The following is a 24,567-nucleotide window of genomic DNA, read 5'->3' on the forward strand; positions in this document are numbered from 1 at the left end:
GCGGCGGCGCGCCGGGCTGCCCTGACACGTGTGTTACGCCACCGTCATTTGAATGCTTCATAGCAAGCGCCGCCGCCGTCCGACCGGCGTGCGATCGTCCTGATCGGAATCGGGCAAACGGCAATGGCTGGACGACCAAGAGGAGTTCCATGGAGATCCTGGATCAAAGTAGGCCACGTGCATGGCCCAGCGATATGACGAGACGCCTGTTCCGCGCGCTTTTTTTCGTGACCATCATCGCGGGTGGCGTACTTTTTTGGCTCGCCCCACATCCGCCGATGGACGATCTGCCGCAACATGCGGCGCAAGTTGCGGCGCTGCACGACTTGCTGCTTGGCCAGTCGCCTTGGGACCAGCTACTCAGGATCAACCTGTTTACGCCGTACGTGCTCGCTTACGGGCTGGCCACTGCTCTGTCGTTCCTGATGCCGGTCGGGGCAGCGCTCAAGCTCGTGCTGACGCTGTCCTTCTACGGATTCGTCGCCACCTATGTCGCGCTGAGAAGACGGTTCCACGCCGACGAGCGTCTGGACTGGCTGTGCGTGCCAGGATTTTTCGGCTTCGCATACGAATACGGGTTCTTTTCGTATCTCGTCGCTACGCCGATCGGAATGGGTTTCCTCCTGATCGCGCTCGATTATGCCGAGCAGCCCTCCTGGCGGCGGGGGGCAGTCCTACTCCTTGCTGACATCGGAGTGTTCTTCTCACACGGGTTACTGTTCGTGTTCGTCAATGCGATCGGAGGTACGTTCCTGCTGGTCCGCAATCATGGCGATTGGCGGCGGATCGTATGGTCGGTCTGGCCGTACGTCGCACTCGCCGCGCTGTGCGGCGTGTACGCGCTCTCGCATCACGACGTTGACCTGGCGCCAATGTATCCGTACAGGGTGCTATGGAGCATGAATCCGTTGATACGGTTTCTTTGTGCGATCGCCTATCCGTGGGGGATCACTCCGAACGTGTGGATGCTGGCCGTCACCATGCTGATGTTCGCGGCCCCTTTCTGCATGGGCGCTCGATGGAGCCGGAACGGCATGGCTTTCGTGCCGCTCGCGGTCTTTGTGCTGGGATGGTTCTGCATCCCGGCTTTCGCGATGAACACTAATTTTCTCTTTCATCGGTTCGCACTGTTCCTTCTCCCCTTTTATGCCTTGAATTTCTCGTCCGCCGAGCGTGACGACGAGATGCGCGGGGACGATCGCCGCCTTGGGGTGTGGACGCAGATTGCTCTAGTAGCCGTTTGCGCAACCTTCCTCGGCGCGCAGGGCATGCGCGCGATGCGCTTTGCAGACGAAAGCGCCGATTTCGATACCATCGCGGCGGAGGTCGAGCCCGCCCAGCGCGCCCTGAACATAACGTTCAACCTAAATAGTCCCGCGGCGAACAACCCCGTGGTCTATGACAACTTCGCGCTCTGGTACCAGGCGGATCACCACGGGCTTGTCGATTTCAATGCCGCCTGGTTCCCGCCGCAAATCGTCCGGTACCGGCTGGATCGGCTTCCTGCCGTCGGGCCTGCGGATGTGGCGCCGCAGCCGCTCTCCGCGACGTTCGACTGGTACCGGCACCAGGGCTGGATGTACCGGTACTTCTTCGTTCGGCATACGTCGCCGATACCTGTCGGATTCTTTGCCAATCCGGACTGTCCGGTCGTGCTAGTAAAAACGGTGGGCACCTGGTCGGTCTATGAAAGGCAATCGTGTCGCCGCGGGTGAAATCTGGCAGACGTTGGCAAACTCAGGGAATGAATGCGATGCTATTCAAATCGAATGGAATTGACGAGGCGCGTAAATACGACGAGATTTTCTATCGCTATCAGCGTGAGGGGGCGATACGCTCCGCGCGATACGTGCTGCCGAAAGTGAACGCCGAATTGCAGCCGGGTAGCATCCTGGACGTTGGCTGTGGCGCGGGCGCGTGGCTCAGCGTACATTGCGAGCTCGGCATGCAGGACGTCGTTGGCATCGACGGCGATTATGTCGATCGCTCAGTTCTGATGTTCGATGAAAGTCACTTTTTCCCGAATGACATCTCGAAGCACTTTGATCTCGGCCGGACCTTCGATCTCGTCCAGTGTCTTGAGGTGGGCGAGCACGTGCCGAAAAGCTGCAGCAATGTCCTCGTCGAGAATCTGGTTCGGCACGGAAAACGCGTCCTGTTTTCCGCGGCGGTGCCAGGCCAGGGCGGTGAGAATCACATCAACGAACAGGGATACGATTACTGGCGCTACCTGTTCGCGAAACACGATTACGTGCTGTTCGATTTCGTCCGCCCGTTGATCGGGGGGGACAAGCACGTCGAGCCCTGGTACCGGTACAACATTCTACTTTTTGCCCATGTCAGCGAGGCGGAACGGCTTTCGCCGCTAGTCGCGACGACGGTCGTCAATAGGGACGAGCGGGTTAGGGACGTATCGCCCCTGACGTATCAGTGCAGAAAAATGCTGCTGCGATGGCTGCCGGTGAGCGTGAAGACGGAAATTGCCGTCATGAAGAGCCGGCTCGTGGTGAGCAGACTCAAGAACAAAGAGGTCGGGTTGTGAGGATTTCGATTTATCTGCCAATTTTGGCCGGGGTGTTGTTTGCCGCGATCGGGCAGGTCGCGCTCAAGGCGGGGGCCGACGGCAAACAGGCGCTCGTCGAGTTTTTCAACCCGTGGATAGTGTTCGGGCTGGTTTGCTACGGTGTCGGAACACTGCTCTGGATCTTCTCGCTGAGCCAGACAAGGCTTACCGTCGTTTATCCATTTACCGCGTTGACGTTCGTGTTGGTCTATGTCGCGGGGATTGTCGTATTCGGTGAGCACATTGGGTTCGCGCAGTGGCTCGGCGTCGCGCTGATTTTGGGCGGGTTATATCTCGTCGCGGTCGTTCAGTAAATGTTCGCGCCATCGGGGAGCGGGCTAGAGTGACCGTTTTCGTTCGATCGATCAGCCGTTGCGAAGGTCCGCTCGGGGTCGCTATGCAAATATCCACATAGCGACCCGAAGCGGCCCAACGCGCTGCTGGTGGAGCGAATCCAGAACGCGTGTCGTCGCGAGGGCAAACTAAACGCACCTTAATTCTCAATCGCGCAAAGATGCTATCTTTGAACCGTCTACCCAATATCAGCCGGGAGCGCGCTATGGTGGAAGACAAAGGTGATGTCGACGATCATTGGCACGTAAGCGCAGCTTGCTTCAACTGCGGCGCGGTTCGAACGGCCGCTCCCAATCTGTTCATCGAGCGAAACGGCGCTTCGGCGTTTGCTCACCAGCCTGCCAGTGAACAAGAAACAGAAGATGCGTGGCGAGGCGTCCTCATTTGTCCGGTGGCTGCCGTTCGGCCGCCAAAGGGTTTGAAGACGCCGACAGGCCTCTTCCCGCAAGCCTTGGCTCCCGGCGTGTGGAGGCTCGGGTATAACGCCCGCTCTTCGTACGGCGCTCACAGCTACATCACGGTTGCAGGCGGGCTGCGTCTGATGATCGACGGGCCGCGCTGGTCCGGCCACCTCGAGCGCTGGATCGCGGAAGCCGGAGGATTGGATCATATCTTGCTGACCCACCGCGACGATGTCGCGGACGCGGGCATCTATGCGAAGCGCTTTGGCGCCCGCGTCTGGATCCATGCAAAGGACGCCGATGGCGCTCCGTTCGTCACTGACGTAATCACGGGTGATCTGGCGCATGAGATGTTGCCGGGCGTTCGGGTCATTCCGATGGCGGGACATACACGGGGAAGCGTCATGTTCCTCATCAACCACGCCCTTTTCTCTGGAGACTCACTGTGCTGGGATTTCCGCAGGCACGCTTTGCATGCCTTTCGAGACGCCTGCTGGTACGACTGGTCGACCCAACTTCGCTCCCTCGAGCGACTCGTTCACGAAAGCTTCAGTGGCGTGTTCGCCGGACATGGCGGAAGTATCATTCTGGATGCAGCGACTATGCAGCGCGAACTGCGAGCGTTTCTCGATACGGTAAAAGCGGACTGAGACTTTCCCGGTAAGTAGATCGCAGTGCCGCGTTGGAGGAGCAAATTCCCTAGGCGATTGGCAGTCAGACACGGTTTTCTCGCTTTTGTTACCTATGCCAGTGCCACGTGAACGGCGGCTTCCGAGGAGATTGTGTTGATCCAGGCGGAAAAACCGATCAAGCAAGCCAGCTGTTACCGCATTGTCTGGCCCTTCAGGCGACGCACCGTACAAGCAAAACGCTTCACGAGGCGCTCGACTCCCAGAGCGCGGGCGATCCATTTCAAGGCAAAGCGCGCGCGGCCACGCAAGTGCGCCGCTTGCACGCGGCGCCAGAAGCGCTGCGGCACGAATCCGGCAGAACGCGCTTCTTTCTCAAGCAACGCCTTGCCGCCCGGCAGATGGATGAACGAACAGGCGCGAAACCACCGCAGATCGCGATAATTATTGCCAGGCCAATGGCGGCCTACCGCCTGGTAAGCACCGACCTCGACAATTCCCTGTCCTTCATCGGCCAGCGCGTTCAGTGTCGCCGAGATAAACGCCTCGTCACCGTGATGCCCCAACCGGTCAATTTCACCGACATATCGCGTGTAAGTGCTACGCGCGCGCAGCACCAGCCGGCGCAGCGCCTCGGGTGTGCCCAGCAGGAACTCACCGCCGTACCAGCGCGGATTCCTGAAGCGCTGGCCCGCGACGATTTCGAGATCGGCGACAACCTTTTCGCTCCCATACGCCGGAAATACCTGATCGGAAATGTCAAACGCGCCGAGACCTGCTTCAGCGCATCGCCCGATCAGCTTCTGCTCGAGTGGCCGCATCGCCACCATATCCGTGTCGAGTAGCAGCAGCATGGTGTCGGCGGGTAACGCGCCGGCGACCTGGTCCAGCAGATCCAGTTTGAAATGCGCCGCATAGAACGGTGTGTCCTTCGACAATTCGATGGTCGCGTTCAACCTCATCAGCGACGGACGCTTCTCCGGTGCGATGCTGTCGAGCCGTCGCGCGACTTCGGCGGGTGCGTTGCTCATGATGGTCAGCGTGGGCATGCCCATCTGCCGCAAACTGTTGTTCAGGCAGATCGCCTGGTTCACGTACGACAGAGGGTCGCGATTCGTTGCATTGGGACCGGGGCGCGCATCGAGATCCACATAAACCAGCGTGCAGGGGAAAAAGTTCACGTTGCTCCTGAAGGGTCAACACTGTTCTTCCATCCATTTGGCAGGCTCCGGCTTTTCCGGGCGCTACCTTCACTGTGCGGTCGTCGCAGCGCGATTACGCTTTACCGCAGCGTCTCATACTCCTCCCTACAGTAACCTTTGACGCGACCGGTCAACCAGGATCTCCAGACCGAGACTCATCAGGCGTCGTCAATGGAAACACCCGCAAGGGTGTTCATGGAACGAACCACGCATCGAGCACCCCTGACTGGGTGGCAAGGTAGTCGACCATCGCGGGTAACGTTTCGTCCCGCGTTCCGGCAAAGACCAGACTGAGTTCCTCAAAACCCGCCTTGCGGTCAGAACGTGCGCGGGTCCGTACCAAGTGCGAGATGTACGGTCGAATCAACTGCCACAGCGTGGCGACCCGGAGCTACCCTGTCTGGCAGCGAACTGACAGGGTCCAAAGTCCGTCCGCAAAGCCACCGGAATCGCGGAGGACGCCAGGCACGACGATCAGTGCGGGACGATGTCGTGGGGCGGGAGTGTGGTTCATTGCTGGCAGTAAAAGTTACAAGGATTCGTAGGATCGGAGCTTCACCGGACCGGCGCTCGCTCCGTGTTTGTCCGCACCCGCGGCGTCCGGCCGTCCCCTGTCACGCCTCCTTCACGCAGGAATTGCACCAGCCCTTTGCGTTGACGAGCTTGCCGGACACGCCGATCGCAGAGATACAGCGTCCAGCTTACGGCGTTACGTTGAGCTGCAAGAGCAGGTCCTTGCGAACTGCGCTCGCAGCTTCGGGACTCCGCCTTTCCTCGAGGCGACGAGCGAGGAGTTCAACGAACACAGAAAAATCCTGCGCTCCGTGGCACTCCACAAATTCACTAAACGTTTCGGCGATCGCTGCCCGTTGCGTGGCGAATGACTGCGTACTGGCAATGTGCGAACTGGCCCGCGCCAGTTCAACGAAATACTCAATCTGACAACGCACCAGATCTACAGCGGAGGGATGTTTTGCTCCAGATGGCATGGTCTTCTCCCACGTTTCGGTAGCCCGCAACCCGGTCTGCTTTTCAGGCTTGCAGCACATCGCGAGCCACGATGGGGATGGCAGTCTCAGGACGGAAAACAGAGCTGGCACCATCCCGCATATCCGGAGAGGACGGCGTCTTTAACGCAAGCCTCATCCGGTCCTCGGAATCTCATTCGTCGTAGGCAGCCATGACAAGCCACATGTCGCGTTCACCGTTGCAGATTTCAGCTGCCAATGCATGTGGGTCTCCCGGAGATGTCATGTACGACTGCGGAATACAGCCTAGGCACTGTGCTGTGCGTGACGCCTCCGGGCCACCCCCAGTTGCCCTGTCACTGGCTTGCGCCCGACGCTGCTGCCGCGCTATCCGGGCTCATGGCTCCGGCAGATGCAGGGTTGTTCATCATTCCGCTAGCCCCTGTCGCCGCGCTGCCGGCATCGGTGCTGTTATCCGCCCGTTTGCATCCGGGCGTACCCATCGCCAGCAGTGCGACCGACGCCGCGATTGCAATGTGTTTCCTGGTGAGTTTCATCGCCCATTCCTCCTGGGACTGGTTAGAACCCGGACCTGGTCGTCGGATTAGCAGCACCATGGACTTCAGCCGGTCATCGGGAAAACAGCAAATTGCGTGCCTCACATTCAACGGCACCCATCGATCGTGGATAGTGCGAAACGAATTCGGCGCTTCAAGAATTCCGGCCATGCGGGCCGAGCCGATCAGGCGATACATCGCAGCGGCGTTTTTGCCACCTGAGTCTGCGCTAGCGAATAAAGATCGGCCCATCCTGCCGGATGGGCCGGAGCGTTGAGATCAACTTGAACGCTGGGACCGATGTCATTCTCCGATTAGTCTGGTGACGGCATGACGTATACCGGTTTTTCATCTGGCCGGAGTCTCGGTCGGGAGATCGTTGTGCGATACCGCTGGATCAGCGTCCGTACTGGCGATGCTCCCGTTGTGCTTGTCGATCCACACAATCGCGCACTGATACGCGGCCTGGATCGCATCGTCCTGATTTTCGAACCAGGCAAGATTGCGCTCGATGTGCATTTCAGCGTCCGCATCATCATCAGGCGACGCGCGGATCAGTCGCGCGTGCGCAAAGAACTGACCCAGCAAGAAATCCGGGGTCGCGTCAATGACCCAGCCGCGGTACTCGAACTCCATGATTACCTCCGATACTTAGCTAATCGAAATTCGAAAAGACGAAGCATGGATTCGTCACGTCGTAATCGCTAAAACCTCCTTGGTCTGTTTCGTCCGGTTGGGTGCCTTAGTGGTGGAGCGGGAAGCACATCGAACCCGCGCAGTCGATACCGTTTTAGGCGTTTCCACGATGCGCGCCAGAATTTCTATCGTGGGACCGGAGCAGAGAGGGTGCTCGCTGGACTCGTCACTGGCGCACACGGGGACCTCCACTTGTCAGCCATGCTAGCGCCGGCAGGATTCAACGCATCAGCATTTTTGTAAGAAATTTTTGAATTTGTAAATTCTCAAACGCGGCCGGCGCGCGCTGACTCCAGCAGAGTACCGCTGCCTGTTGCGCAGCCAAGATCCTCAGATTTAATGATGAAAAAAATGGTTCGACCGCTGTTACAAACGAAGTTTTTTGTCTTGAAGCGAGCAATGGCGAACGATATCTTCAAGCACGAATATTGCTAAACGGTAAGAACGCTGACAAACCGTAATTGCGCAGACAGTCGGGTGCAATTCAAACGCCACCAGGCTTGTCCAAGCAATGTGGCCCTGCTATCGACGCGCCGTTATGGCCGGAACGAAACGAATAGCGCACCTCATGCATGGGCCGCTCTTTCCGAGGGAGGAATCGTGCAAAAGAAAATCGTCATTCGAGCCATCGCGGGAGGCGTTTGCCTGATGGCGCTGTCCGGCGCGGCGTTCGCTCAATCGCTGGCGTATACGAATCAGCCCGTGGACGTTTATGCGGGTCCGTCCGGGGACTATCCGGTGGTCGCGCAAGTGCCGCCGAGCGCGCAGCTCACGGTGTACGGCTGCGTTGATGACTACAGTTGGTGCGACGTCGGAGCGCCCGGACTGCGCGGCTGGGTCTACGGCGAATATCTCGACTATCCGTACCAGGGTACCGAGGTGCCGATCATGACTTACGGCGTGCAGATCGGGCTGCCGATCGTGGCGTTCTCGTTCGGCACTTACTGGGATCACTACTATCGCGGCCAGCCTTGGTATAACGACCGGGACCGGTGGGCGAATCATCCGCCGCCGATGCGGGGCGGTCCGCCGCCGCATGGTGGTCCGCCGGCGGCGGGCGGTCCGGCTATGAACCCGAGGCCGGTCATGCACGGCGGCCCGCAGCCGCAACCCCAGCCGGGGTACGCTCATGGGCCGGTGCAGCCGCAGCCGGGATACGCGCACGGGCCTGCGCAGCCACCCGGGCAAATGAAGGGCGCTCCTCAGGGACAGGCTGCCGTGCACCCGGGCGGTCCGTCCGGTGAGCACGGCGGCGAGGCGCGCGGCGGCAATGAAGACCGAAATCATCCGCAGGATAACCATTAGCGATTGAACGCTTTTCGCCCGCCACCGCTTCGCGATCGCATGGCAACGCGCCAGGCGCCCATGCCGCTCAATTCGACGGATGATCGTCGGCGTGATCGTGAAGCGGGTCCGGGCTCTTTTGCGTCGAACGCAACACGCCTGCGTCGTCGAAATAGAAGTGAAAGAGCTGGTACCACGTATTGTCTTCCTGGTACCGGTAGCTCCAGACTTCGCGCTTGACGAGCGGCAGGTACATCGTTTCTTCGGGACGGCCGAAATTGACGAGCACGTCCGCGCGGGTCCATTTTCCCGGCTCCGCGCGATAGAACTCCAACGGCTGCAGCACCTGGCGGACGTCGACGACTTTGCCGTCCGCGTCGATATCCGCGGCGACGGTGGTTTCGCCCATCGGTTGCGTCGGCCACATCAGACGCTTGCCGCCATTCGGAAGGTCATACGTTTCTTTAGGCTGGCCTAGCGCGGCAGTCACGGCGGATTCCGGCTCGCCGGCCTTGAAGCGATCCCATGGTTGAACGCAGGCGCTCAAGGCAAGTGTCAGCGCAAACGTAAGCGTGAAGCGCCACACGTCCAAGCGATGTTCAAGTGGACAGCCGATCTTCGATTTGCGCCGTGTCATGCCGAACCTCGTGCGCGATGCGATGCATAAGGGTTGGACACGGCGCGCCGCAAGTGGGTCTGTCTCGTCAGAAAAAACCGCTCAGGATTGGATAAATAATTGGCAGGACAAAGGACGTCAGAATGCCGTTCAGGCCCATCCCGAGGCCTGCAAAGGCGCCGGCTTCTTCACTCATCTGCAACGCACGAGCAGTGCCGATTCCATGGGACGCGACACCCAGTGCGAAGCCACCCAGGTCATGCCTCGACACGCGAATCAACATCAAAAGGCCGCTGCCAATCACCGCGCCCGTGATGCCGGTCATGATCACAAGGACGGCCGTCAGCGACGGCAACCCGCCGATTTTCTCGGAAATACGGATAGCAATGCCTGCCGTCACGCTCTTCGGAGCAATCGTGGCAAGTATTTGACCCGTGGCGCCCAGAAGCCTTGGGATCAAAACGGCCGATGAGATGCCCGTCGCACACCCCGCCACAAGTGCGCCAGTCAACTGCGGGGCTAGCCGGCGCAATTTAGGCAATTGTCGGTGCATCGGTATAGCGAGCGCGACGATTGCCGGTCCGAGCAAAAATTGAATGGGCTGGGCGCTTTGCATGTAGGTGACATACGATGTGTTCGATTCACGCAAGGCAAGTATCAAAAGCGCTACTGCAATTAACACGGGATTCGCGAGCGCACTTTTTCCTAGCGAACCGTGGACGACCTGCGCGATTGCGTACGCGAGGAACGTGAGGGTCAGCCAAAGAAGCGGTGTTGTTCCGAGAAATCCCCACGCGGACGCGATGTTCTGATGAACGTTCACGATGGTTCAACCTTCGCCAGGTCGGCAGCCGCAGGCGCCGTGTTTCCGTCGGCATGGAGCGGCGATGCAGACGGTGTTGTCAGCGGTGCAACGGGGGCAGCGCGCGGGGGCCATAAAGCGCACAAGCCTTGGCCGACAAGCGCGGTAACGACGATTGTTAGCGCCGTACACACAACAACGGACACGGCTATCGGGATCAGGTCATGAGCCACGCGGCCGGCAAAGACCATGATGCCGACTCCTGCTGGAACGAACAAAAGAGGCAGAAACTTAAGCAGTGCAAGAGCGTCGCTCTCAATGGCGGATGAAAGGCCGGGGCGGAGGCTCAGGGAGGCTAACAACAGGATCATCCCGATAACCGCGCCGGGAATCGGCAGGTTCCCGGCGTAGGCTATTAATTCGCCAAGGCACTGGTAGGCGAGAAGGACCGTGAACGTCTTGATCATCGGGTCACCTTCGATTCGGACGCGCACACGTTGAGCCACCAGCGAAGCACGACAAAGTGGGTGGAGGCCGTCATGCCAGAACTTGTTCACCCGTTGGCAATAGTCACCATTGCGGTAAGCAAAAAGCGTCGGGCATCCCGTGCATCTGCTCACTGCCCGCCGTAGAGCGCGTTCAAGCGATCCATCGTGCCGTCCTGCTGGGCGCGCTGCAATTCCAGTTTGACCTCCGCGCGAGTCTTGCCTTGGAGGGCACCGCTATCGCTACTGCCGATGGACGTACCGCCGACTGCGTCCGTCGTCATAGCTGCGTTGCTGTCGGTGGCCGTCCTGGATGTGTCGGTGTTGTCACCCGCATAGGCGAGCGTGGTGCACAACGCCAATGCGGTAATAGGGATCAAAGTCAGAGCTTTCATCATATTCTCCTGCATGGTGCATGACATGCCCGACGCCAATCGAATCACGCAGTTTGCGCCGGGATTTCGTGCCGCTTCGAAAAGCATCAAAGGTTCTCGCAAGGACTCGGCACGCTCTTGCAATACCCGGGCAGAATTTCCTTTATTCCCGAGTCATCTGCCTTTTCTGTATCGCGACCGCTCCAGGATAGGACTGGTGCATCCAGCCTGGATCTATTTTCATCGCCTGCAACTTGGCGGCGATCCTCGTGGAGTTGCTGGGTTTCGACTGCCCACCCCGTCCACGGGTTGCGGCATGCCGACAGGTACCACTGCACTGTATGCGCTGACCGCATGCGCATGAATAAGGCACTGTTCCTAAACGAGGCTAGGGGATTGCCTTATTCAGTCAGTGACTGGGCTCCGCGCTATTGGCTCTCGATCCACTGAATTGCAAAGCGCATCAGTTCGTTGCCGCTACGGATATTCAACTTTTCTTTGATGTTGGCCCGGTGTGCCTCGATGGTCTTGACGCTCCGATTCAGTTTCGCGGCGATTTCGCGGGTGCTGAAGCCGAGTCCGATCAGGTGCAGGACCTCGAATTCCCGTTCCGAAAGGCTCGCAATTGGGCCCGCCGGCACTTTTTTTGGACCCGCAAGGGCTCGCGCCAGCTTTTCATGCATGGCGGCGCTCAAATAAATATTGCCTGCCAGCACTTCGCGGATGGCGCTCACGACATGGTCTGTGGCCTCGAGTTTCATCAGATACCCGTTTGCCCCGGCCCGTAGTGCGCGTTCGGCAAACAGGCTTTCGTCGTGCATGCTGAGAACGAGGATTGCCAAAGTTGGGTAGCGATGGCGGAGGGTCTTGACAAGATCCAGGCCAGAGTCCGATTGCAGACTGATGTCCACAATGGCCATGTCGGGCTGGCAGGCCATTGCCGCCAGGGCTTCTTCGGCGTTGCCGGCCGCACAGCAGACGTGCAGATCCTCTTGCAGATTCAGCAAGTGCGTCATCCCCTCCCGGATGATGGGGTGGTCATCCACGATCAGGATTTGGGTCGCGCGCCCTGGGTTAGACGACTTCCCGTGCATGGTCTGGGCGCTCCGGTATCGGATAGCTGATGGCGACCGTGGTGCCACCCAAAGCATTGCGGGCCACCGTGCAAGAGCCGCCCAGAAGACTCGCCCGGTGACGCAGGTTCTGGAGTCCCAGTCCCGAGGCACGCGCCATTTGTTCCGGGCCGACGCCCACCCCGTCGTCACTGATTGAAAGCGTCTGCAAGCCGCCTACGCGCTCCAAGTCGATCCAGATGTGGCGGCCTTCACTATATTTCAGCGCGTTGTTGACTGCTTCCTGTGCCGCACGATACAGGTTGATCTGAGTAGGCGGATCCAGTAAGTCTACATCTGGCTTGATCCGCAGAATGCAGTCTATGCCATTCAGCGTGCGAGCCGTTTCCGCCAGCCCATGCAGTGCGGCCGCAAGGCCACCATATTCAATGGCGACCGGGTCCAGGCCATGGGCAATCCTGCGGGTCATCAAGGACGACTGCTTCACCAATCCGACGATGGTCGCGGCATCGGCGGCGGCTGGGTGGCCCTGCGTCTGGAGTTTCTGATTCAAGGCGGCGCAGTACAGACCCAGGCTGGTCAGGTGTTGCCCAAGTCCGTCATGCAGTTCCCGGCCGAAGAGTCTTTGCTGCTGATCGCCGATCTGGATCAGTTCTTCTTCCAACAGACGGCGTTGCGCGATCTCCTCCTTGAGTTCACTGTTCGTCTTCTCCAGGTCTTCGGTTCGCTCCTCTACGCGCCGTTCCAATTCGATGTAGGAGGCCTGCAGCAGGCGATGGACGCGCTGCTCCTGAGCACGTGCCGCCACCAGCAGCAGTCCGGTTACCGCCACGACGTTCGCGAAGGTGCACCACCTCACGAGGCTATCCACCGGAGATTTGGCGGCGAAGGGGCCCGTGCCGTGGGTGGTACCCCAGATGGCCACGACTGAGACCATCAAGGTCGCGAGACTGGTGCCCAGGTGATCGAAGCGCAGAGCCGCCCAGATAATGAACGGAAAGATCGCCAAGGCTGCAGGATAGTAGCCGTGTCCGGCAAGTTGCGGGGCGCCGAAGATGAGGTAGCTCACCCAGAAGGTCGCAATGGTCAGTCCGCACGCCTCCACGGCCTGCTCCGCCGAGCGGATGGGGTTCGGATACGCGAGCAAGCTGAGCAGGGGCGGAGCCACCACCAGCACGCCCATCATGTCACCGAGCCACCATTTCAGAAAGGCTGCGCCGTATTCGGCGGCCGGCATCAAGCCCCCTCCGAATACGGCGGTCGCACCAATCAGCGCACTCACTGCCGTGCTGAGCACCGCAGCCAGGGCAATGAGGGCTAACACGTCTTTGATGCGATCGAGGGTGATCTGGAATCGGGCTACGCGGTTCAACAGTATTGCTGCCGTCAAGGCTGCAACTATCGCGCCGGCACTAATCACAGCGGCCACTGGCAAGGGCACGCCCACCGACACGTTGGCCAGGAAGGAGCCAATGACGATTCCGGGGGCAACTTCGAAGCCCAGAGCGACCAGTGCAACAAGGGCGATGCCGCTGGAGGGCCACACCAGAGACACTGCGCCGCCCACTATCGCATAAGCAAGCCCTACTTTTGCGCCTGCGTAGTAAGCCAATGCCACAAGCCCGGTGAGCAGGAAGAGTCGAAACCTGGAATCGCCCCGAATAATGGCCATGGTTCGCTTCAAACCCCCTATGCGAGCAATGCCCCACGCGTCCCGGCACAGCCCGCAAGCAGCAATCCTGATGAACCTATCAATATGGCGAAATTGATGCCGGGATTACACAGGTCACATTCCTCATATGAAGGCGACCAAAACTACTATGAAGCCGCGTCAGAATTCTTCTGCGCGCCATCGCGCATACGAAGGATCGTCATCGCAGTACAGGGCGAGTTCGTTCAGGCGAGTGTCGCATCGTTATTTTGTCAGTCTTGGCACCCACTCATAACCACCTCCGACCAGCGTAATTCCGACAATGACGAGATTGGCGCCCCCAAACCGCACTCCCGATTCATGTTTCCCCCTGGAACGGAACACCACGAACTATAACGATTCATGCGCGATTAATTGCCCCAGCAAACGATTGAGAGCAGTGTCCACAGACACACGGAACGCCAGGTCGCACCGTGAGACCGGAGTGGACGGGGCCAAAGAGCACGACTCAGTTTCCAGCCACACGGCGTGCCAATTGTGAAGGGCCCGCTTCGTCAGAGGGAGGCCAGATGAAGCACTCTGCTGTCATAGTGTGCTGCGTGCTTTGTGTCTCGAGCATGCAAGCAATCGGGCAAGAGCGGCAGAATTGCACCGGCCCGCAGCTAGGAACGTGGGCGCTACAGTCAAACACGACCGAAGACCTGGCTACCGGCGAGAAGACCGAGTTGTTCGGCGCGCATCCAAGCGGTTATCTCAGCTACGGTCCTGACTGCCGGATGTCTGCCATTCTGGTCAAGGAAGGGCGAAAGGCGCCTAACAGCTTCGTACCCACCGAGGCCGAGCGCGTCGAACTCTACAATGGGTTAGTCGCCTATGCGGGGACCTATAGCATTGAGGGCGACAAGATTAGTCACCATGTTGATGCTTCGTGGAACCAGTCATGGACGGGCACAACCCAAGTGCGCCAGTTTCGAATTGAGGGCAAGACCTTGTACACAAAGACCCTGCCCGCCAGGAACGCACTCACCGGCAAGGAAAGCTCGTCGGTGTTGATCTGGGTTAAGGTCGAGTAGATATCCCTACGGAAAGTCGGTTTTCGGATGCGGCCCCGTGCTGTTCGGTCATTTGAATGACCGTGTGAGAAGAGAGAAGCCGATCACACCAGCAGGGTGACGCCTGCCCAGGCGATCAGCACGACGCCCAGCACGCGGCCGACACGCTCACCGCCGGGCAGGATTTTTTCCACGAAAACGATTAGCGACAGCGCGGCGATCCAGACGAGATTCATAATGCCACCGACGAACAACAACGCCATCAGCAGCCAACAGCAGCCCACGCAGTAAATGCCATGACGCATCCCGAGCAGGAAGCTGCCTGCGACGCCAGGACGCCAGTGCGCGGTGAGGAAATTCACGGGTGAACGGCACTGCGTCAGGCAGGCGCGCTTGAGCGGCGAGAACTGATAGACGCCCGCCGCGGCCAGAACGATCGCGGAAAGGGGCGCGCTCTTCGACCACAACATCATTTCCGAAATGAGGCCGGTCGGTTGCAGCACCTTCTGCAGCGATGCCGCGCAGATCGAGAATGCCAGCCATGCGCTCAGGTAACCGGCCAGGAGAAACAACGACGGGATGGCCGACCTGGCCTCGATCGCGGCATGGTGCCGCAATACGCGTCGATACAACAGGACGAGCGGCGCTGCGCTGGGCGTCATCATCGCAATCATCATCACCCACCACATGAGGATCACGGTGGGCAGCGACGGATCCATTCCCCCACCGCCGTCTGCCAGTCGATGCGGGAACAGCGCGACGGCCGTCATCTCGAGCGCGGACATGCCGATTCCGGCGCCCGTCCACAAGTAGGCCCACGACAACGCGACGACAGCGACAATGCCGAGCGCGGTGATGACGCGCTCACGTCCGAGGATATCCTCGATGCTGCTCATGCGGCAGCGCGATGCCGGATCGGTCCTTTGTTATTCAAGTGCAGTCGCGCGAACTGCGCGTAAGTCCCCTTGAGATCCAGTGCGATGTTTCCTTGCGAGCGGCTGGTGCCGGAGCCGATCTCGGCAAGCTCATATTCGAAGCCGTGAGGCAAGTCGATTCGGACACGATGCTCGTCACCCGTTACCGGATTGCGGATCGGTTCGCCGACAACGTCGAATACGCCCTCGACATGAATCCGGCCGCGTCGGGTATCGACATCGACATCGAAGTCGATCTTCGTAAAGATCGGATCGAATGCCTGCTCGAGCGTCGATGCGAATACGGAGAACATTGTGGCGAACGGCTCGGTGTCCTGCCCCGTCATGATTTTCAGAATGGCTTCGCGTTGCTCCGGGCTGGCCTGTTCGTCGACGATCGGCTGGCACTTGCCCTTGCCTTCGTGGATCGGTCCCGGCCACTGAAACACGACCGCGATGTTGAGGTCGTCGAGTCGCACGTCGCCGTAGTAACCATTGGTGATCGAGATGGCGCCCATCGCTTCGCAGAAGCCGTTGTTCGGCAGTGCGTTGAATTGGCACGGGCAACCGTATGAGCAATTGCAGGTGATCAGTTCGGTGCCTTGGATTTCCCAGGGAGTCATGGTTGTTCTCCTTGTGCTCCGCGACGAGTAGCGTGCTTCGAATCAAGTGTATGGCAGGGGGAAGGAAGTCAAAGTTTGGGTTGACTGGGCGCGCGGGCGAGCCAGGAGGAGGCGCGGCATCAAACCCTTCAGCGGCCAGCCGTTCTTTCCGTCTCCAGCCCGAAGCAGCACCAAGGCGAGCAAGTACGGACATTGTGCACACAGGGGTAATGCCGCCTATCCTTGGAGATAAGCGAACCGCAGGGTCCCGTTCATGATCAATTTGCACGAACTCCGGTATGTTCGGCTCGGTACCCGCGACATTGACGCCGCGACGAAGTATGCCGTCGATATCCTTGGATTACAGCTGGTGCGCCGCGAGGGCGGGTGGGTCTACTTGCGCTCCGATGAGCGCGATCACACGCTGGTCTACTTCGAGGGCGATCCAAACGACCATACCATCGCATTCGATGTCGTCGCGAACGAGGCGCTCGAACACGCGGGTGCGGTGTTGGAACAGAACAGTTTCCGCATACACGCCGGCAGTCGCGACGAGTGCGACCAACGTCGGGTACGTGCCTTCATCGGTTTCAGGGATCCGTCTGGCAACCAGATCGAATTGGTGTTCGGCGCCCTGCATAGCGGCCGTCGTTATTTTCCGTCACGCGACGCCGGAATCACCGGTTTCAGCCATGTGGGGCTGCGCACCAGCGATCCCCGACGCGACGAGATGTTCTGGACGACGCTGTGCAATGCGCGCGTTAGCGACTGGATCGGGCCTGCACCGCTACTGAGGATCGACGAGGTGCATCACAGGATCGCCCTCTTTCCGTCCTCGTTCGCCGGCATTCAACATATCAATCACCAGGTTGAAAGCATCGACGACCTCATGCGTGCCTGGTACACCCTGCGTGAACAGGGCATACCCATTCGGTTCGGACCCGGGCGGCATCCGACTTCGGGCGCCGTCTTTCTTTACTTCGAGGGGCCTGACGGAATGACTTATGAATATTCGACAGGCGTTCGCCTGATCAGGCCGGACGAGGAGGCGACCTGGTGCCCCCGCCAGTTCCCGTTCGATTCCACCGGTTTTTGCATGTGGGGCGCCAAACCAGACATTCCGGAGTTTCGAACCTGACGCGTGACCAGATTCATTGTTGATCGCGCTAGAACATCAACGCTGCCGAAGACGGCGTGCTGAGAATGCGCGGGCGCAGGCTTCCTGCCGGCACCCAACTCGAACAGATAGCCTGGATTCCGCGACTGCCGGGAGAACGCCATGGCGACGATCAGAACGGTTGATGTTCAGGACTTCATCAACTCGCACAAGCTCTCGACGTATCAGCTTCTGATCGTCGCGCTGTGTTTTCTGACGGTCGCGTTCGATGGTTTCGATACGGCGACAGCTGGATTTATCGCGCCTGCCATCAGGAAGCAATGGGCATTGAGCGCGCTTCAGTTGGCGCCAGTGTTCGGCGGCGGCCTCTTCGGTCTGATGATAGGCGCGCTCCTCTTCGGTCCGCTTGCCGACAGATTTGGGCGCAAGCCCATACTCTGCCTTTCAGTGGCGTTTTTCGGCGCCATGTGCCTGTGGTCCGCCTACGCGACTTCTCTGCGCGAACTCATACTATTGCGATTCCTGACCGGCCTGGGTCTCGGCGGAGCCATGCCTACGGCCATTACGATGACATCCGAATTCGGTCCCGAGAAACAGCGCTCGCTATTGGTGACGAGCATGTTCTGCGGCTTCACGTTAGGCGGGGCATTGGGGGGCGTGGTCGCCTCGCAGCTCATTCCGCTGTATGGCTGGCAGGGCGTGCTGCTATTCGGTGGGGCAATGCCGTTGATGCTGCTGCCGGTTCTGGTATGGCTTCTGCCCGAGTCTGTCCGGTACCTGGCGCTGTCCGGCCGGATGCAAGCGCAGGTGGCTCGCACGCTCCGGCGCATCGCGCCGCAGGAGACGCTCGACCATACGACGTTTACTGTCCCCGAGAACAAGGTCAAGGGCTCTCCGGTCCGCAACCTTTTCAGCAAGGGCGTGATCGTCGGCACCGTCTGCCTCTGGCTCACCTTCTTCATGAGTCTGCTGGTGTATTACCTGCTCACCAGCTGGCTACCGACGGTCATTAACAACACAGGCGTTCCTCTGAGTATGACTGCACTGATCGCCGCGGCGCTGCCCTTGGGCAGCACGGTCGGCGCCGTGCTGATCGGCCGCCTGATGGACAAGCACAGTCCCTGTCTGGTTCTCGCAAGTTCCTACCTTATTGCCGCGGTGTTCATCCTGCTCATCGGCATCGCTTCGTCGTTGCCGGTGCTGGTGATCGCGGTCTTTGGGGCTGGTCTTGGGACCGGCGGCTCGCAGACTGGCGTCAATGCACATGCGGCGGCCTACTATCCAACCTCCAGCCGCGCCTCCGGCGTGAGTTGGGCGCTAGGCATTGGCCGGGTGGGTTCGATCGTGGGCTCGATGGTCGGCGGAGTGCTGCTAGCCATGCATCTTGGCCTGCCCATCATGTTCATGCTGGTAGCGGTTCCCGCTATCGTCGCTGCACTCAGCATGTTTGGCATGGGACGCTTTGAGGCCACGCTCAAGGCGTCTGAAGGTGCTCGAACGCTTCTTGGTTCCGTCAAGCTTTAGGAGACCGTCGCGCTACCGTCCTATTTAAATATTCAAGGCACTTCGACGGGCGTTGATCCTTGACGCGCAGTACCCCCGGTGCGAATGAAAGCGGTTTACGCGGGTTTGTCGGATCGATCGGGCGTGCTCGTGCTCCATAGCACTTCGAACAGACTGCACTCGAACGCAAAGAACTCCGCGCTTTGAATGGACAGCGCGTAGTGCTCGGCCCGCGATGAAACGAAGGCCACGGTGTCGTCGTAGAGATAGGTCGTGATACCCACTTCGAAATCGGCGGGCGCGAAGCGGAGTTCACGGAGATCGCGCTTCGACGATCGCCACAGATCGCGCGTATCGCCGGGGCCTGAGCGGATCACGCGCAGATTGATACCCGCACGGATGCGTCGCACCGCGACGTCCCTGATGGCCTCAAAACCCGGCGTCTGAAACAGCTCGCTGTTAGACATCACCGCGCGCAACTCTTTACTCTGACATTCGAGCGTTTCGTTGAGCACAGTCTTGATCCCTTCGATACCCGGGAAATAGCGCACCCGCGGTTTTCCACCCGCTGAGTTGTGAATTGAGCGCAGCCGCGGGAGCACTTCCTGAACGAGCTGACGCTGCGCCTCGATACGCCTGAGCAGCGCGATCGGATCCTGCGGAATCACATAGCTGCGCGCGCCTTTCTGCACGGTCGCGACGAGTCCGTCGGCGAGCAGCCGGTCGAGCACTTCGTATGCGTTGGTGCGGCCGATGCCCGCCTTCTGGGAGATCGAAGCGACGGTGGCCTCGCCGAGTTCGAGCGAGGCCAGATAGAAGTCGGCCTTGTTTCCGTCGATGCCGGCGGCCTGGAGCATCTCAACAAGGTTCATGTTCGCCAACCTCATGTTCGCCCACCGTTAGGCAGGGGTGATGGTCGTTACATGCCGATTCGTTCGCTTGAATAGTACACACAAAGTCCATAATAATCAAATAGATAACGAATTTATTGCAAGATCTGAGCGTATTTCAAGGACGCGCTTCACGGCCGCGACTAGCATTCATCTCAGTCAATTCGTTGACGCCCGGAGCCGATGAATCACATCGATCCGAAGCGAGGCAAACCGTGGGCCGGTTGAGTGGCCCGCTCGTGCGCCTACTCCCCATGTATCCCTATTGGAGTCATCTCATGATTGAGTGGAAAGAAACGATTCAGGACATCAATGTTCGCCTCAAGGAACTGTCCACACGCACGCCGGACACCCTTCGCGGTTTTGGCCTCATCGCTGGTGCGGGCGCCAACACGAACCATCTCGGCGCGAAGACGCGTGAGCTCATCGCGCTGGCCGTCGCAGTCACCACGCGCTGCGATGGTTGTATCGCCTTTCATTCGGCAGAGGCCGTCAAGCTCGGCGTGTCTGATGCGGAAATCGCAGAAGCGCTGGGTGTCGCCATCAACCTGAACACCGGCGCTGCCATCACGTACAGCACGCACGTGCTGGATGCCATCGACAAACTGAAGCAAGCCTGATCACCCAACCACACTGAAAGGAACCCATCATGAGCAACCCCAAGCTTGTAGTACTGACGCCGCAAAACTCCCAGCTGCTTTTCATCGACCAACAACCGCAGATGGCATTCGGCGTCCAATCCATTGATCGGCAGGTGCTGAAGAACAATGTGGTAGGTCTCGCCAAGGCAGCGAAGCTATTCGGCATTCCCACCACCATTACGTCGGTCGAATCGCAAAGCTTCTCGGGCTTTACCTACCCCGAACTGCTCGACGTGTTTCCCGGTCAGCCGGTGCTCGAACGCACGTCGATGAACTCCTGGGACGACCAGAAGGTTCGTGACGCGCTGGCCGCGAATGGACGCAAGAAGATCGTGGTTTCCGGCCTGTGGACAGAGGTTTGCAACAACACCTTTGCACTCAGCGCGATGCTGGAAGGCGACTACGAGATCTACATGGTTGAAGACGCCTCGGGCGGCACGTCGAAGGACGGGCATGACTATGCGATGCAGCGCATGATCCAGGCCGGCGTCGTGCCCGTGACGTGGCAACAGGTGATGCTCGAATGGCAGCGTGACTGGGCGCGTCGCGACACGTACGACGCCGTCATGAACGTCGTCAGGGAACACTCTGGTGCATACGGCATGGGCGTGGACTACGCATACACGATGGTGCACAAGGCGCCGCAGCGCGCCAACGGTTCCCACGAGATCGTGCCCGCAGTTCCGGCCAGGTAATCGGCCACCCACTGTCTCAACTGATGTCATGATTCCGGCCGTACGGCAAGGCGCCGCCGGCCATCAGGAGTACATATGATATCCAGTTAAGACAGCCCCGATCTGATTCGGCCCGATGGCCACTTCACCGTGCTGGAGCCGCAACGACCGCAAGCGATCCCGTCTTGAGCAAGCTGCAAGAGAGATTAACCGATGAAACTCTATCTGTTTTCACTAGGTGCCGGCGTTCTCGTCGGTGTCGTCTACCACCTGATTGGCGTACGGTCGCCGGCCCCGCCGCTCGTTGCGCTGGTCGGGCTGCTCGGCATTCTCGGTGGAGAGCAGCTTGTTCCCGTCAGCAAGCAATATGTCTCCGCCGCCATTCACGCAGCGATGTCGCGCGCATCGGACGAGGCGACCGCAGCATCCGGCACATTGCAGCACGGCATTTCCGGCGTCACGACTGCTCGCAAGATTACTGGCAACGAGGAGACCCGCTCATGAACACTTCCGCAAAAACCCCCGACCTGATTCTGCACAACGGCCGCTTCACGACGCTGAATCGTGCGAACCCGACAGCGAGCGCGATCGCCATCAAGGACGGGAAATTCACGGCCGTTGGCGACAATGCCGACGTCATGTCGTTGGCCGGTACGGCGACAAAGGTCATCGATCTGAAGGGACGATCCGTTCTGCCGGGGCTCATCGACAACCATACGCACGTCGTGCGTGGCGGCTTGAACTTCAATATGGAACTGCGGTGGGACGGTGTGCGGTCGCTGGCCGATGCGATGAACATGCTCAAGCGCCAGGTTGCGATTACGCCGCCACCGCAATGGGTCCGCGTGGTGGGCGGCTTCACCGAACACCAGTTCGTCGAGAAGCGGCTGCCCACCATCGAGGAGTTGAATGCCGTCGCACCCGAGACGCCCGTCTTTATCCTGCATCTTTATGACCGGGCGTTGCTGAACGCCGCGGCACTGCGTGTGGTCGGCTACACGAAAGACACGCCGGCGCCTCCCGGCGGACAGATCATGCGCGACGGCGACGGCAACCCGACGGGGCTGCTGCTCGCCAAACCGAATGCGTCGATTCTGTACGCAACGCTGGCGAAGGGGCCAAAGCTGCCGTTCGACTATCAGCTCAATTCGACGCGCCATTTCATGCGCGAGCTGAACCGGCTCGGCGTGACGGGTGTGATCGACGCGGGCGGCGGCTTCCAGAACTATCCGGAGGACTACCAGGTCATCGAAAAACTTTCCAGCGACGGACAGATGACGGTGCGTCTCGCGTACAACCTGTTCACGCAGAAGCCGAAGGCAGAGAAGCAGGACTTCCTGAACTGGACGAAGACATCGAAATACAAGCAGGGCGACGACTACTTCCGGCACAACGGTGCGGGCGAGATGCTGGTGTACTCCGCAGCGGATTTCGAGGACTTCCGCGAGCCGCGCCCGGACATGCCGCCGCAGATGGAACATGAACTGGAAGAGGTCGTGCGCGTGCTCGCCGAAAACCGCTGGCCATGGCGCATGCACGCAACCTATGACGAGACGATCAGCCGCGCGCTGGATGTCTTCGAGAAGGTCAACCGTGACATTCCGCTCGATGGCATCCACTGGTTCTTCGACCATGCCGAGACGATCTCCGAACGATCGATGGACCGTATCGCGGCGCTCGGCGGAGGCGTAGCGGTGCAACACAGAATGGCCTACCAGGGCGAGTATTTCGTCGAACGCTACGGCGCGGCAGCGGCCGAGGCGACACCGCCCATCGCGCGGATGCTCGAGAAGAACGTACGAACGTCGGCGGGCACGGACGCGACGCGCGTCGCATCGTACAACCCGTGGGTATCGCTTGCGTGGCTCGTGACGGGCAAGACGGTCGGCGGTCTGAGCCTCTATCCGCAGCGTAATCGCCTGGACCGCGATACGGCGCTGCGGATGTGGACCGAGAAGGTCACCTGGTTCTCCAACGAAGAAGGCAAGAAAGGTCAGATCGTCGTGGGCCAGCTCGCGGACCTGATCGTTCCCGACCGCGACTTCTTCGCTTGCCCTGAGGACGAGATCGCGCACACGGTGTCGGATCTGACGATTGTCGGCGGCCGCGTTGTGTATGGCAGCGCGGCGTTCGCTCATCTCGACGACAGCGCTCCACCTCCGGCAATGCCCGAATGGTCACCCGTGCGCCGCTTTGGCGGGTTCGCGGCGTGGAAGGACTCGAAGGGCGAAGGCGAGGCGTCGTTGCAGCAGATGGCGGCGTTATCGTGCGGCTGCTCGAATGGGTGTGCCGTGCATGGCCACGACCATGCGCGCGCCTGGTCGAACAACGCGCCGGCGTCCGATTTGCGCTCGTTCTGGGGCGCGCTCGGCTGCGCCTGCTGGGCGGTCTGACATGGGTACAGACGCCCAAAGGAATCCGCACTGGATCGCTGCGTTGCTCGCGCAGCGCCGGCTGCCGCTGGTGGCACGCACGGCGCTCGTCATGGCGACATGCCTTGCCGGCATCAAGCAATCCTCCGGCCGTGCCGGTGTTCAGTAAAACCTCAAAGGGCTTTCAATATCATGCGTAATCTTCGTTCCCTAGCAGCGACAGCGCTTGCCATCATCTGTCTCGCTGCATCGTCAGTCGCGTCGGCTACACCACCGAAAATTCCACAGCCCGTTGCGGAGCCGCAGCTCGCCGTGGGGCCGCAATACGACACCACCCATGTCTATGTAGCGCCTGAAGACTTCGACAAATTCACCGATAGTCTTGTCGCAACCTTCGGCGGCCACAAGTCGCAACAGGGCGTCTTTCAGGTGCCCCCCACGTCGAGCAAGACGATGTCGCAACTCGTTTTCACGCCGGTCGGCACGGTGTCGGTGTTCGGCTTCAAGACGCCTGTTCCGTATCCGTTCGGTAACGAGCGCACGGGATATCTCGTGACCGACATCGACACGGCCGTCAAGTCGTCCAGGCGGCACCACGCCGACGTCACGGTGGCGACGTTCCCCGATCCGATCGGACGTGACGTGATCGTCTCCTGGCCGGGCGGCGTCAACATGCAGTTGTACTGGCACAACCGGGCGCCGAACTATGATTCTTTGCAGGCGGTGCCTGAGAACCGGGTCTACGTTTCGCCGGAGTGCGCCAATCTATTGATTCGCAACTTCGTGGCTTTTTCGCATGGCAAAGTTGTGTCCGATGATCACAACGCGCCTGGCGTCGAAATTGGCCGGCCGGGAGATACGTACCGGCGTGTGCGGATCGAGTCGGGATTCGGCAGGATGACGGTGCTGGTGACGGACGGCCAGTTGCCATGGCCGTTCGGCCGGGAGATGACGGGCTATGAAGTGACGAATCTCTCTGACACGCTGCAGAAGGCGAAAGCGGCAGGCGTCACGGTGCTGGTCCCGCCGTTCACTTCGGATCGGCGCGAAGCCGCGCTCGTGCAGTTCCCGGGTGGATATATCGCCGAGATTCATGCGGTTGCGCAGTAGACGCGGGACGCCGGGGTGATGCGCCATGACGGTCGCG

At 59.9% G+C, this 24,567-nt stretch carries 26 protein-coding genes and 1 pseudogene; 14 read left to right on the plus strand and 13 right to left on the minus strand.

Annotated elements, in window-relative coordinates; genetic code table 11:
• Positions 1 to 149: 149 nt before the first annotated feature.
• From GNZ12_RS30580 to GNZ12_RS30595, 4 genes are all read left to right on the plus strand, one after another.
• Positions 150 to 1,715, plus strand: coding sequence for a hypothetical protein (locus tag GNZ12_RS30580; RefSeq protein WP_172315867.1), 1,566 nt, complete (start codon positions 150 to 152; stop codon positions 1,713 to 1,715).
• Positions 1,700 to 2,542 (plus strand): class I SAM-dependent methyltransferase, encoded by an 843-nt coding sequence (locus GNZ12_RS30585; protein WP_328806085.1) that lies wholly within the window; start codon positions 1,700 to 1,702, stop codon positions 2,540 to 2,542. The genes GNZ12_RS30580 and GNZ12_RS30585 overlap by 16 nt, the downstream gene beginning before the upstream one ends.
• Complete coding sequence (locus GNZ12_RS30590; protein WP_172315868.1) at positions 2,539 to 2,877, plus strand: EamA family transporter; 339 nt, start codon at positions 2,539 to 2,541, stop codon at positions 2,875 to 2,877. The genes GNZ12_RS30585 and GNZ12_RS30590 overlap by 4 nt, the downstream gene beginning before the upstream one ends.
• Before the next feature lie 245 nt (positions 2,878 to 3,122).
• Positions 3,123 to 3,968 (plus strand): MBL fold metallo-hydrolase, encoded by an 846-nt coding sequence (locus GNZ12_RS30595; RefSeq protein WP_172315869.1) that lies wholly within the window; start codon positions 3,123 to 3,125, stop codon positions 3,966 to 3,968.
• 173 nt (positions 3,969 to 4,141) lie between these two features.
• Here GNZ12_RS30595 and GNZ12_RS30600 read toward each other — a convergent pair whose 3' ends face one another.
• The 4 genes from GNZ12_RS30600 to GNZ12_RS30615 form a co-directional block, all read right to left on the minus strand.
• Positions 4,142 to 5,128 carry a hypothetical protein gene (locus GNZ12_RS30600; RefSeq protein ID WP_172315870.1) on the minus strand — a complete coding sequence of 329 codons (987 nt, stop codon included), beginning with the start codon at positions 5,126 to 5,128 and terminating at the stop codon, positions 4,142 to 4,144.
• 722 nt (positions 5,129 to 5,850) lie between these two features.
• Positions 5,851 to 6,252 carry a hypothetical protein gene (locus GNZ12_RS30605; protein WP_235993931.1) on the minus strand — a complete coding sequence of 134 codons (402 nt, stop codon included), beginning with the start codon at positions 6,250 to 6,252 and terminating at the stop codon, positions 5,851 to 5,853.
• 221 nt (positions 6,253 to 6,473) lie between these two features.
• A complete protein-coding gene (locus GNZ12_RS30610; RefSeq protein WP_172315871.1) occupies positions 6,474 to 6,872 on the minus strand; it encodes a hypothetical protein in 399 nt (132 codons plus the stop codon).
• A 150-nt stretch (positions 6,873 to 7,022) separates the two neighbouring features.
• Positions 7,023 to 7,310 (minus strand): hypothetical protein, encoded by a 288-nt coding sequence (locus tag GNZ12_RS30615; protein ID WP_172315872.1) that lies wholly within the window; start codon positions 7,308 to 7,310, stop codon positions 7,023 to 7,025.
• Positions 7,311 to 7,970: 660 nt separating this feature from the next.
• Here GNZ12_RS30615 and GNZ12_RS30620 point away from each other — a divergent pair.
• Positions 7,971 to 8,675 (plus strand): SH3 domain-containing protein, encoded by a 705-nt coding sequence (locus tag GNZ12_RS30620; RefSeq protein ID WP_328806086.1) that lies wholly within the window; start codon positions 7,971 to 7,973, stop codon positions 8,673 to 8,675.
• Between the two features lie 67 nt (positions 8,676 to 8,742).
• Here the strand turns inward: GNZ12_RS30620 and GNZ12_RS30625 are convergent, their stop codons facing one another.
• From GNZ12_RS30625 to GNZ12_RS30650, 6 genes and pseudogenes are all read right to left on the minus strand, one after another.
• Complete coding sequence (locus GNZ12_RS30625) at positions 8,743 to 9,291, minus strand: hypothetical protein (protein WP_235993932.1); 549 nt, start codon at positions 9,289 to 9,291, stop codon at positions 8,743 to 8,745.
• A gap of 67 nt (positions 9,292 to 9,358) precedes the next feature.
• Positions 9,359 to 10,093: an LrgB family protein gene (locus GNZ12_RS30630; protein WP_172315873.1), complete on the minus strand. Its 735-nt coding sequence runs from the start codon at positions 10,091 to 10,093 to the stop codon at positions 9,359 to 9,361.
• Between the two features lie 122 nt (positions 10,094 to 10,215).
• A pseudogene (locus GNZ12_RS30635) lies at positions 10,216 to 10,539 on the minus strand (CidA/LrgA family protein); the annotation flags it as partial.
• A gap of 149 nt (positions 10,540 to 10,688) precedes the next feature.
• Positions 10,689 to 10,952: a DUF4148 domain-containing protein gene (locus tag GNZ12_RS30640; protein ID WP_172315875.1), complete on the minus strand. Its 264-nt coding sequence runs from the start codon at positions 10,950 to 10,952 to the stop codon at positions 10,689 to 10,691.
• A gap of 407 nt (positions 10,953 to 11,359) precedes the next feature.
• Complete coding sequence (locus GNZ12_RS30645; protein WP_172315876.1) at positions 11,360 to 12,025, minus strand: response regulator; 666 nt, start codon at positions 12,023 to 12,025, stop codon at positions 11,360 to 11,362.
• Complete coding sequence (locus GNZ12_RS30650) at positions 12,006 to 13,676, minus strand: MASE1 domain-containing protein (RefSeq protein ID WP_172315877.1); 1,671 nt, start codon at positions 13,674 to 13,676, stop codon at positions 12,006 to 12,008. Before GNZ12_RS30650 ends, GNZ12_RS30645 begins: the two co-directional genes overlap by 20 nt.
• Positions 13,677 to 14,272: 596 nt before the next feature.
• Between GNZ12_RS30650 and GNZ12_RS30655 the strand changes: the two genes are divergently transcribed.
• A complete protein-coding gene (locus GNZ12_RS30655; protein ID WP_172315878.1) occupies positions 14,273 to 14,728 on the plus strand; it encodes a lipocalin-like domain-containing protein in 456 nt (151 codons plus the stop codon).
• An 83-nt stretch (positions 14,729 to 14,811) separates the two neighbouring features.
• Here GNZ12_RS30655 and GNZ12_RS30660 read toward each other — a convergent pair whose 3' ends face one another.
• Together GNZ12_RS30660 and GNZ12_RS30665 are read right to left on the minus strand one after the other, a co-directional pair.
• Positions 14,812 to 15,603: a DUF2182 domain-containing protein gene (locus GNZ12_RS30660; protein ID WP_172315879.1), complete on the minus strand. Its 792-nt coding sequence runs from the start codon at positions 15,601 to 15,603 to the stop codon at positions 14,812 to 14,814.
• Positions 15,600 to 16,244: a DUF1326 domain-containing protein gene (locus GNZ12_RS30665; RefSeq protein ID WP_172315880.1), complete on the minus strand. Its 645-nt coding sequence runs from the start codon at positions 16,242 to 16,244 to the stop codon at positions 15,600 to 15,602. The genes GNZ12_RS30660 and GNZ12_RS30665 overlap by 4 nt, the downstream gene beginning before the upstream one ends.
• A 253-nt stretch (positions 16,245 to 16,497) precedes the next feature.
• Here GNZ12_RS30665 and GNZ12_RS30670 point away from each other — a divergent pair, with 253 nt between their 5' ends.
• Positions 16,498 to 17,361, plus strand: a complete 864-nt coding sequence (locus tag GNZ12_RS30670; protein WP_172315881.1) for a VOC family protein — start codon at positions 16,498 to 16,500, stop codon at positions 17,359 to 17,361.
• 141 nt (positions 17,362 to 17,502) lie between these two features.
• Positions 17,503 to 18,864: an MFS transporter gene (locus GNZ12_RS30675; protein WP_172315882.1), complete on the plus strand. Its 1,362-nt coding sequence runs from the start codon at positions 17,503 to 17,505 to the stop codon at positions 18,862 to 18,864.
• Between the two features lie 95 nt (positions 18,865 to 18,959).
• On the opposite strand, the gene GNZ12_RS30680 is transcribed toward GNZ12_RS30675, so the two are convergent.
• A complete protein-coding gene (locus GNZ12_RS30680; RefSeq protein ID WP_172315883.1) occupies positions 18,960 to 19,715 on the minus strand; it encodes a TrmB family transcriptional regulator in 756 nt (251 codons plus the stop codon).
• Positions 19,716 to 20,011: 296 nt separating this feature from the next.
• On the opposite strand from GNZ12_RS30680, the gene GNZ12_RS30685 reads away from it, so the two are divergent.
• The 6 genes from GNZ12_RS30685 to GNZ12_RS30710 all read left to right on the plus strand — a co-directional run bounded on the left by GNZ12_RS30685 (position 20,012) and on the right by GNZ12_RS30710 (position 24,530).
• Positions 20,012 to 20,353, plus strand: coding sequence for a carboxymuconolactone decarboxylase family protein (locus GNZ12_RS30685; protein WP_172173804.1), 342 nt, complete (start codon positions 20,012 to 20,014; stop codon positions 20,351 to 20,353).
• A gap of 29 nt (positions 20,354 to 20,382) precedes the next feature.
• Positions 20,383 to 21,069: a hydrolase gene (locus tag GNZ12_RS30690; RefSeq protein WP_172315884.1), complete on the plus strand. Its 687-nt coding sequence runs from the start codon at positions 20,383 to 20,385 to the stop codon at positions 21,067 to 21,069.
• A 192-nt stretch (positions 21,070 to 21,261) separates the two neighbouring features.
• Positions 21,262 to 21,552: a DUF1427 family protein gene (locus GNZ12_RS30695; protein WP_172315885.1), complete on the plus strand. Its 291-nt coding sequence runs from the start codon at positions 21,262 to 21,264 to the stop codon at positions 21,550 to 21,552.
• The gene (locus GNZ12_RS30700) at positions 21,549 to 23,441 is read left to right on the plus strand and encodes an amidohydrolase (RefSeq protein WP_172315886.1); all 1,893 of its coding nucleotides are present in this window, start codon (positions 21,549 to 21,551) and stop codon (positions 23,439 to 23,441) included. Before GNZ12_RS30695 ends, GNZ12_RS30700 begins: the two co-directional genes overlap by 4 nt.
• A gap of 1 nt (position 23,442) precedes the next feature.
• Positions 23,443 to 23,589, plus strand: a complete 147-nt coding sequence (locus tag GNZ12_RS30705) for a hypothetical protein (protein WP_172315887.1) — start codon at positions 23,443 to 23,445, stop codon at positions 23,587 to 23,589.
• A 23-nt stretch (positions 23,590 to 23,612) separates the two neighbouring features.
• The gene (locus tag GNZ12_RS30710) at positions 23,613 to 24,530 is read left to right on the plus strand and encodes a glyoxalase (protein ID WP_172315888.1); all 918 of its coding nucleotides are present in this window, start codon (positions 23,613 to 23,615) and stop codon (positions 24,528 to 24,530) included.
• Positions 24,531 to 24,567: the final 37 nt, after the last annotated feature.

It is taken from the genome of Paraburkholderia solitsugae (assembly GCF_013177695.1).
Lineage (GTDB): Bacteria > Pseudomonadota > Gammaproteobacteria > Burkholderiales > Burkholderiaceae > Paraburkholderia > Paraburkholderia solitsugae.

What these genes read in the sequence shown, in the direction of transcription:
- GNZ12_RS30695 (WP_172315885.1), top strand. Translation starts at nt 21,262, where the DNA reads ATGAAACTCTATCTGTTTTCACTAGGTGCCGGCGTTCTCGTCGGTGTC.
- GNZ12_RS30700 (WP_172315886.1), top strand. Translation starts at nt 21,549, where the DNA reads ATGAACACTTCCGCAAAAACCCCCGACCTGATTCTGCACAACGGCCGC.
- GNZ12_RS30670 (WP_172315881.1), top strand. Translation starts at nt 16,498, where the DNA reads ATGATCAATTTGCACGAACTCCGGTATGTTCGGCTCGGTACCCGCGAC.
- GNZ12_RS30625 (WP_235993932.1), bottom strand. Translation starts at nt 9,291, where the DNA reads ATGACACGGCGCAAATCGAAGATCGGCTGTCCACTTGAACATCGCTTG.
- GNZ12_RS30580 (WP_172315867.1), top strand. Translation starts at nt 150, where the DNA reads ATGGAGATCCTGGATCAAAGTAGGCCACGTGCATGGCCCAGCGATATG.
- GNZ12_RS30690 (WP_172315884.1), top strand. Translation starts at nt 20,383, where the DNA reads ATGAGCAACCCCAAGCTTGTAGTACTGACGCCGCAAAACTCCCAGCTG.
- GNZ12_RS30645 (WP_172315876.1), bottom strand. Translation starts at nt 12,025, where the DNA reads ATGCACGGGAAGTCGTCTAACCCAGGGCGCGCGACCCAAATCCTGATC.
- GNZ12_RS30655 (WP_172315878.1), top strand. Translation starts at nt 14,273, where the DNA reads ATGCAAGCAATCGGGCAAGAGCGGCAGAATTGCACCGGCCCGCAGCTA.
- GNZ12_RS30610 (WP_172315871.1), bottom strand. Translation starts at nt 6,872, where the DNA reads ATGTATCGCCTGATCGGCTCGGCCCGCATGGCCGGAATTCTTGAAGCG.
- GNZ12_RS30710 (WP_172315888.1), top strand. Translation starts at nt 23,613, where the DNA reads ATGCGTAATCTTCGTTCCCTAGCAGCGACAGCGCTTGCCATCATCTGT.
- GNZ12_RS30615 (WP_172315872.1), bottom strand. Translation starts at nt 7,310, where the DNA reads ATGGAGTTCGAGTACCGCGGCTGGGTCATTGACGCGACCCCGGATTTC.
- GNZ12_RS30680 (WP_172315883.1), bottom strand. Translation starts at nt 19,715, where the DNA reads ATGAACCTTGTTGAGATGCTCCAGGCCGCCGGCATCGACGGAAACAAG.
- GNZ12_RS30650 (WP_172315877.1), bottom strand. Translation starts at nt 13,676, where the DNA reads ATGGCCATTATTCGGGGCGATTCCAGGTTTCGACTCTTCCTGCTCACC.
- GNZ12_RS30675 (WP_172315882.1), top strand. Translation starts at nt 17,503, where the DNA reads ATGGCGACGATCAGAACGGTTGATGTTCAGGACTTCATCAACTCGCAC.
- GNZ12_RS30605 (WP_235993931.1), bottom strand. Translation starts at nt 6,252, where the DNA reads ATGGTGCCAGCTCTGTTTTCCGTCCTGAGACTGCCATCCCCATCGTGG.
- GNZ12_RS30595 (WP_172315869.1), top strand. Translation starts at nt 3,123, where the DNA reads ATGGTGGAAGACAAAGGTGATGTCGACGATCATTGGCACGTAAGCGCA.
- GNZ12_RS30705 (WP_172315887.1), top strand. Translation starts at nt 23,443, where the DNA reads ATGGGTACAGACGCCCAAAGGAATCCGCACTGGATCGCTGCGTTGCTC.
- GNZ12_RS30640 (WP_172315875.1), bottom strand. Translation starts at nt 10,952, where the DNA reads ATGAAAGCTCTGACTTTGATCCCTATTACCGCATTGGCGTTGTGCACC.
- GNZ12_RS30685 (WP_172173804.1), top strand. Translation starts at nt 20,012, where the DNA reads ATGATTGAGTGGAAAGAAACGATTCAGGACATCAATGTTCGCCTCAAG.
- GNZ12_RS30660 (WP_172315879.1), bottom strand. Translation starts at nt 15,603, where the DNA reads ATGAGCAGCATCGAGGATATCCTCGGACGTGAGCGCGTCATCACCGCG.
- GNZ12_RS30665 (WP_172315880.1), bottom strand. Translation starts at nt 16,244, where the DNA reads ATGACTCCCTGGGAAATCCAAGGCACCGAACTGATCACCTGCAATTGC.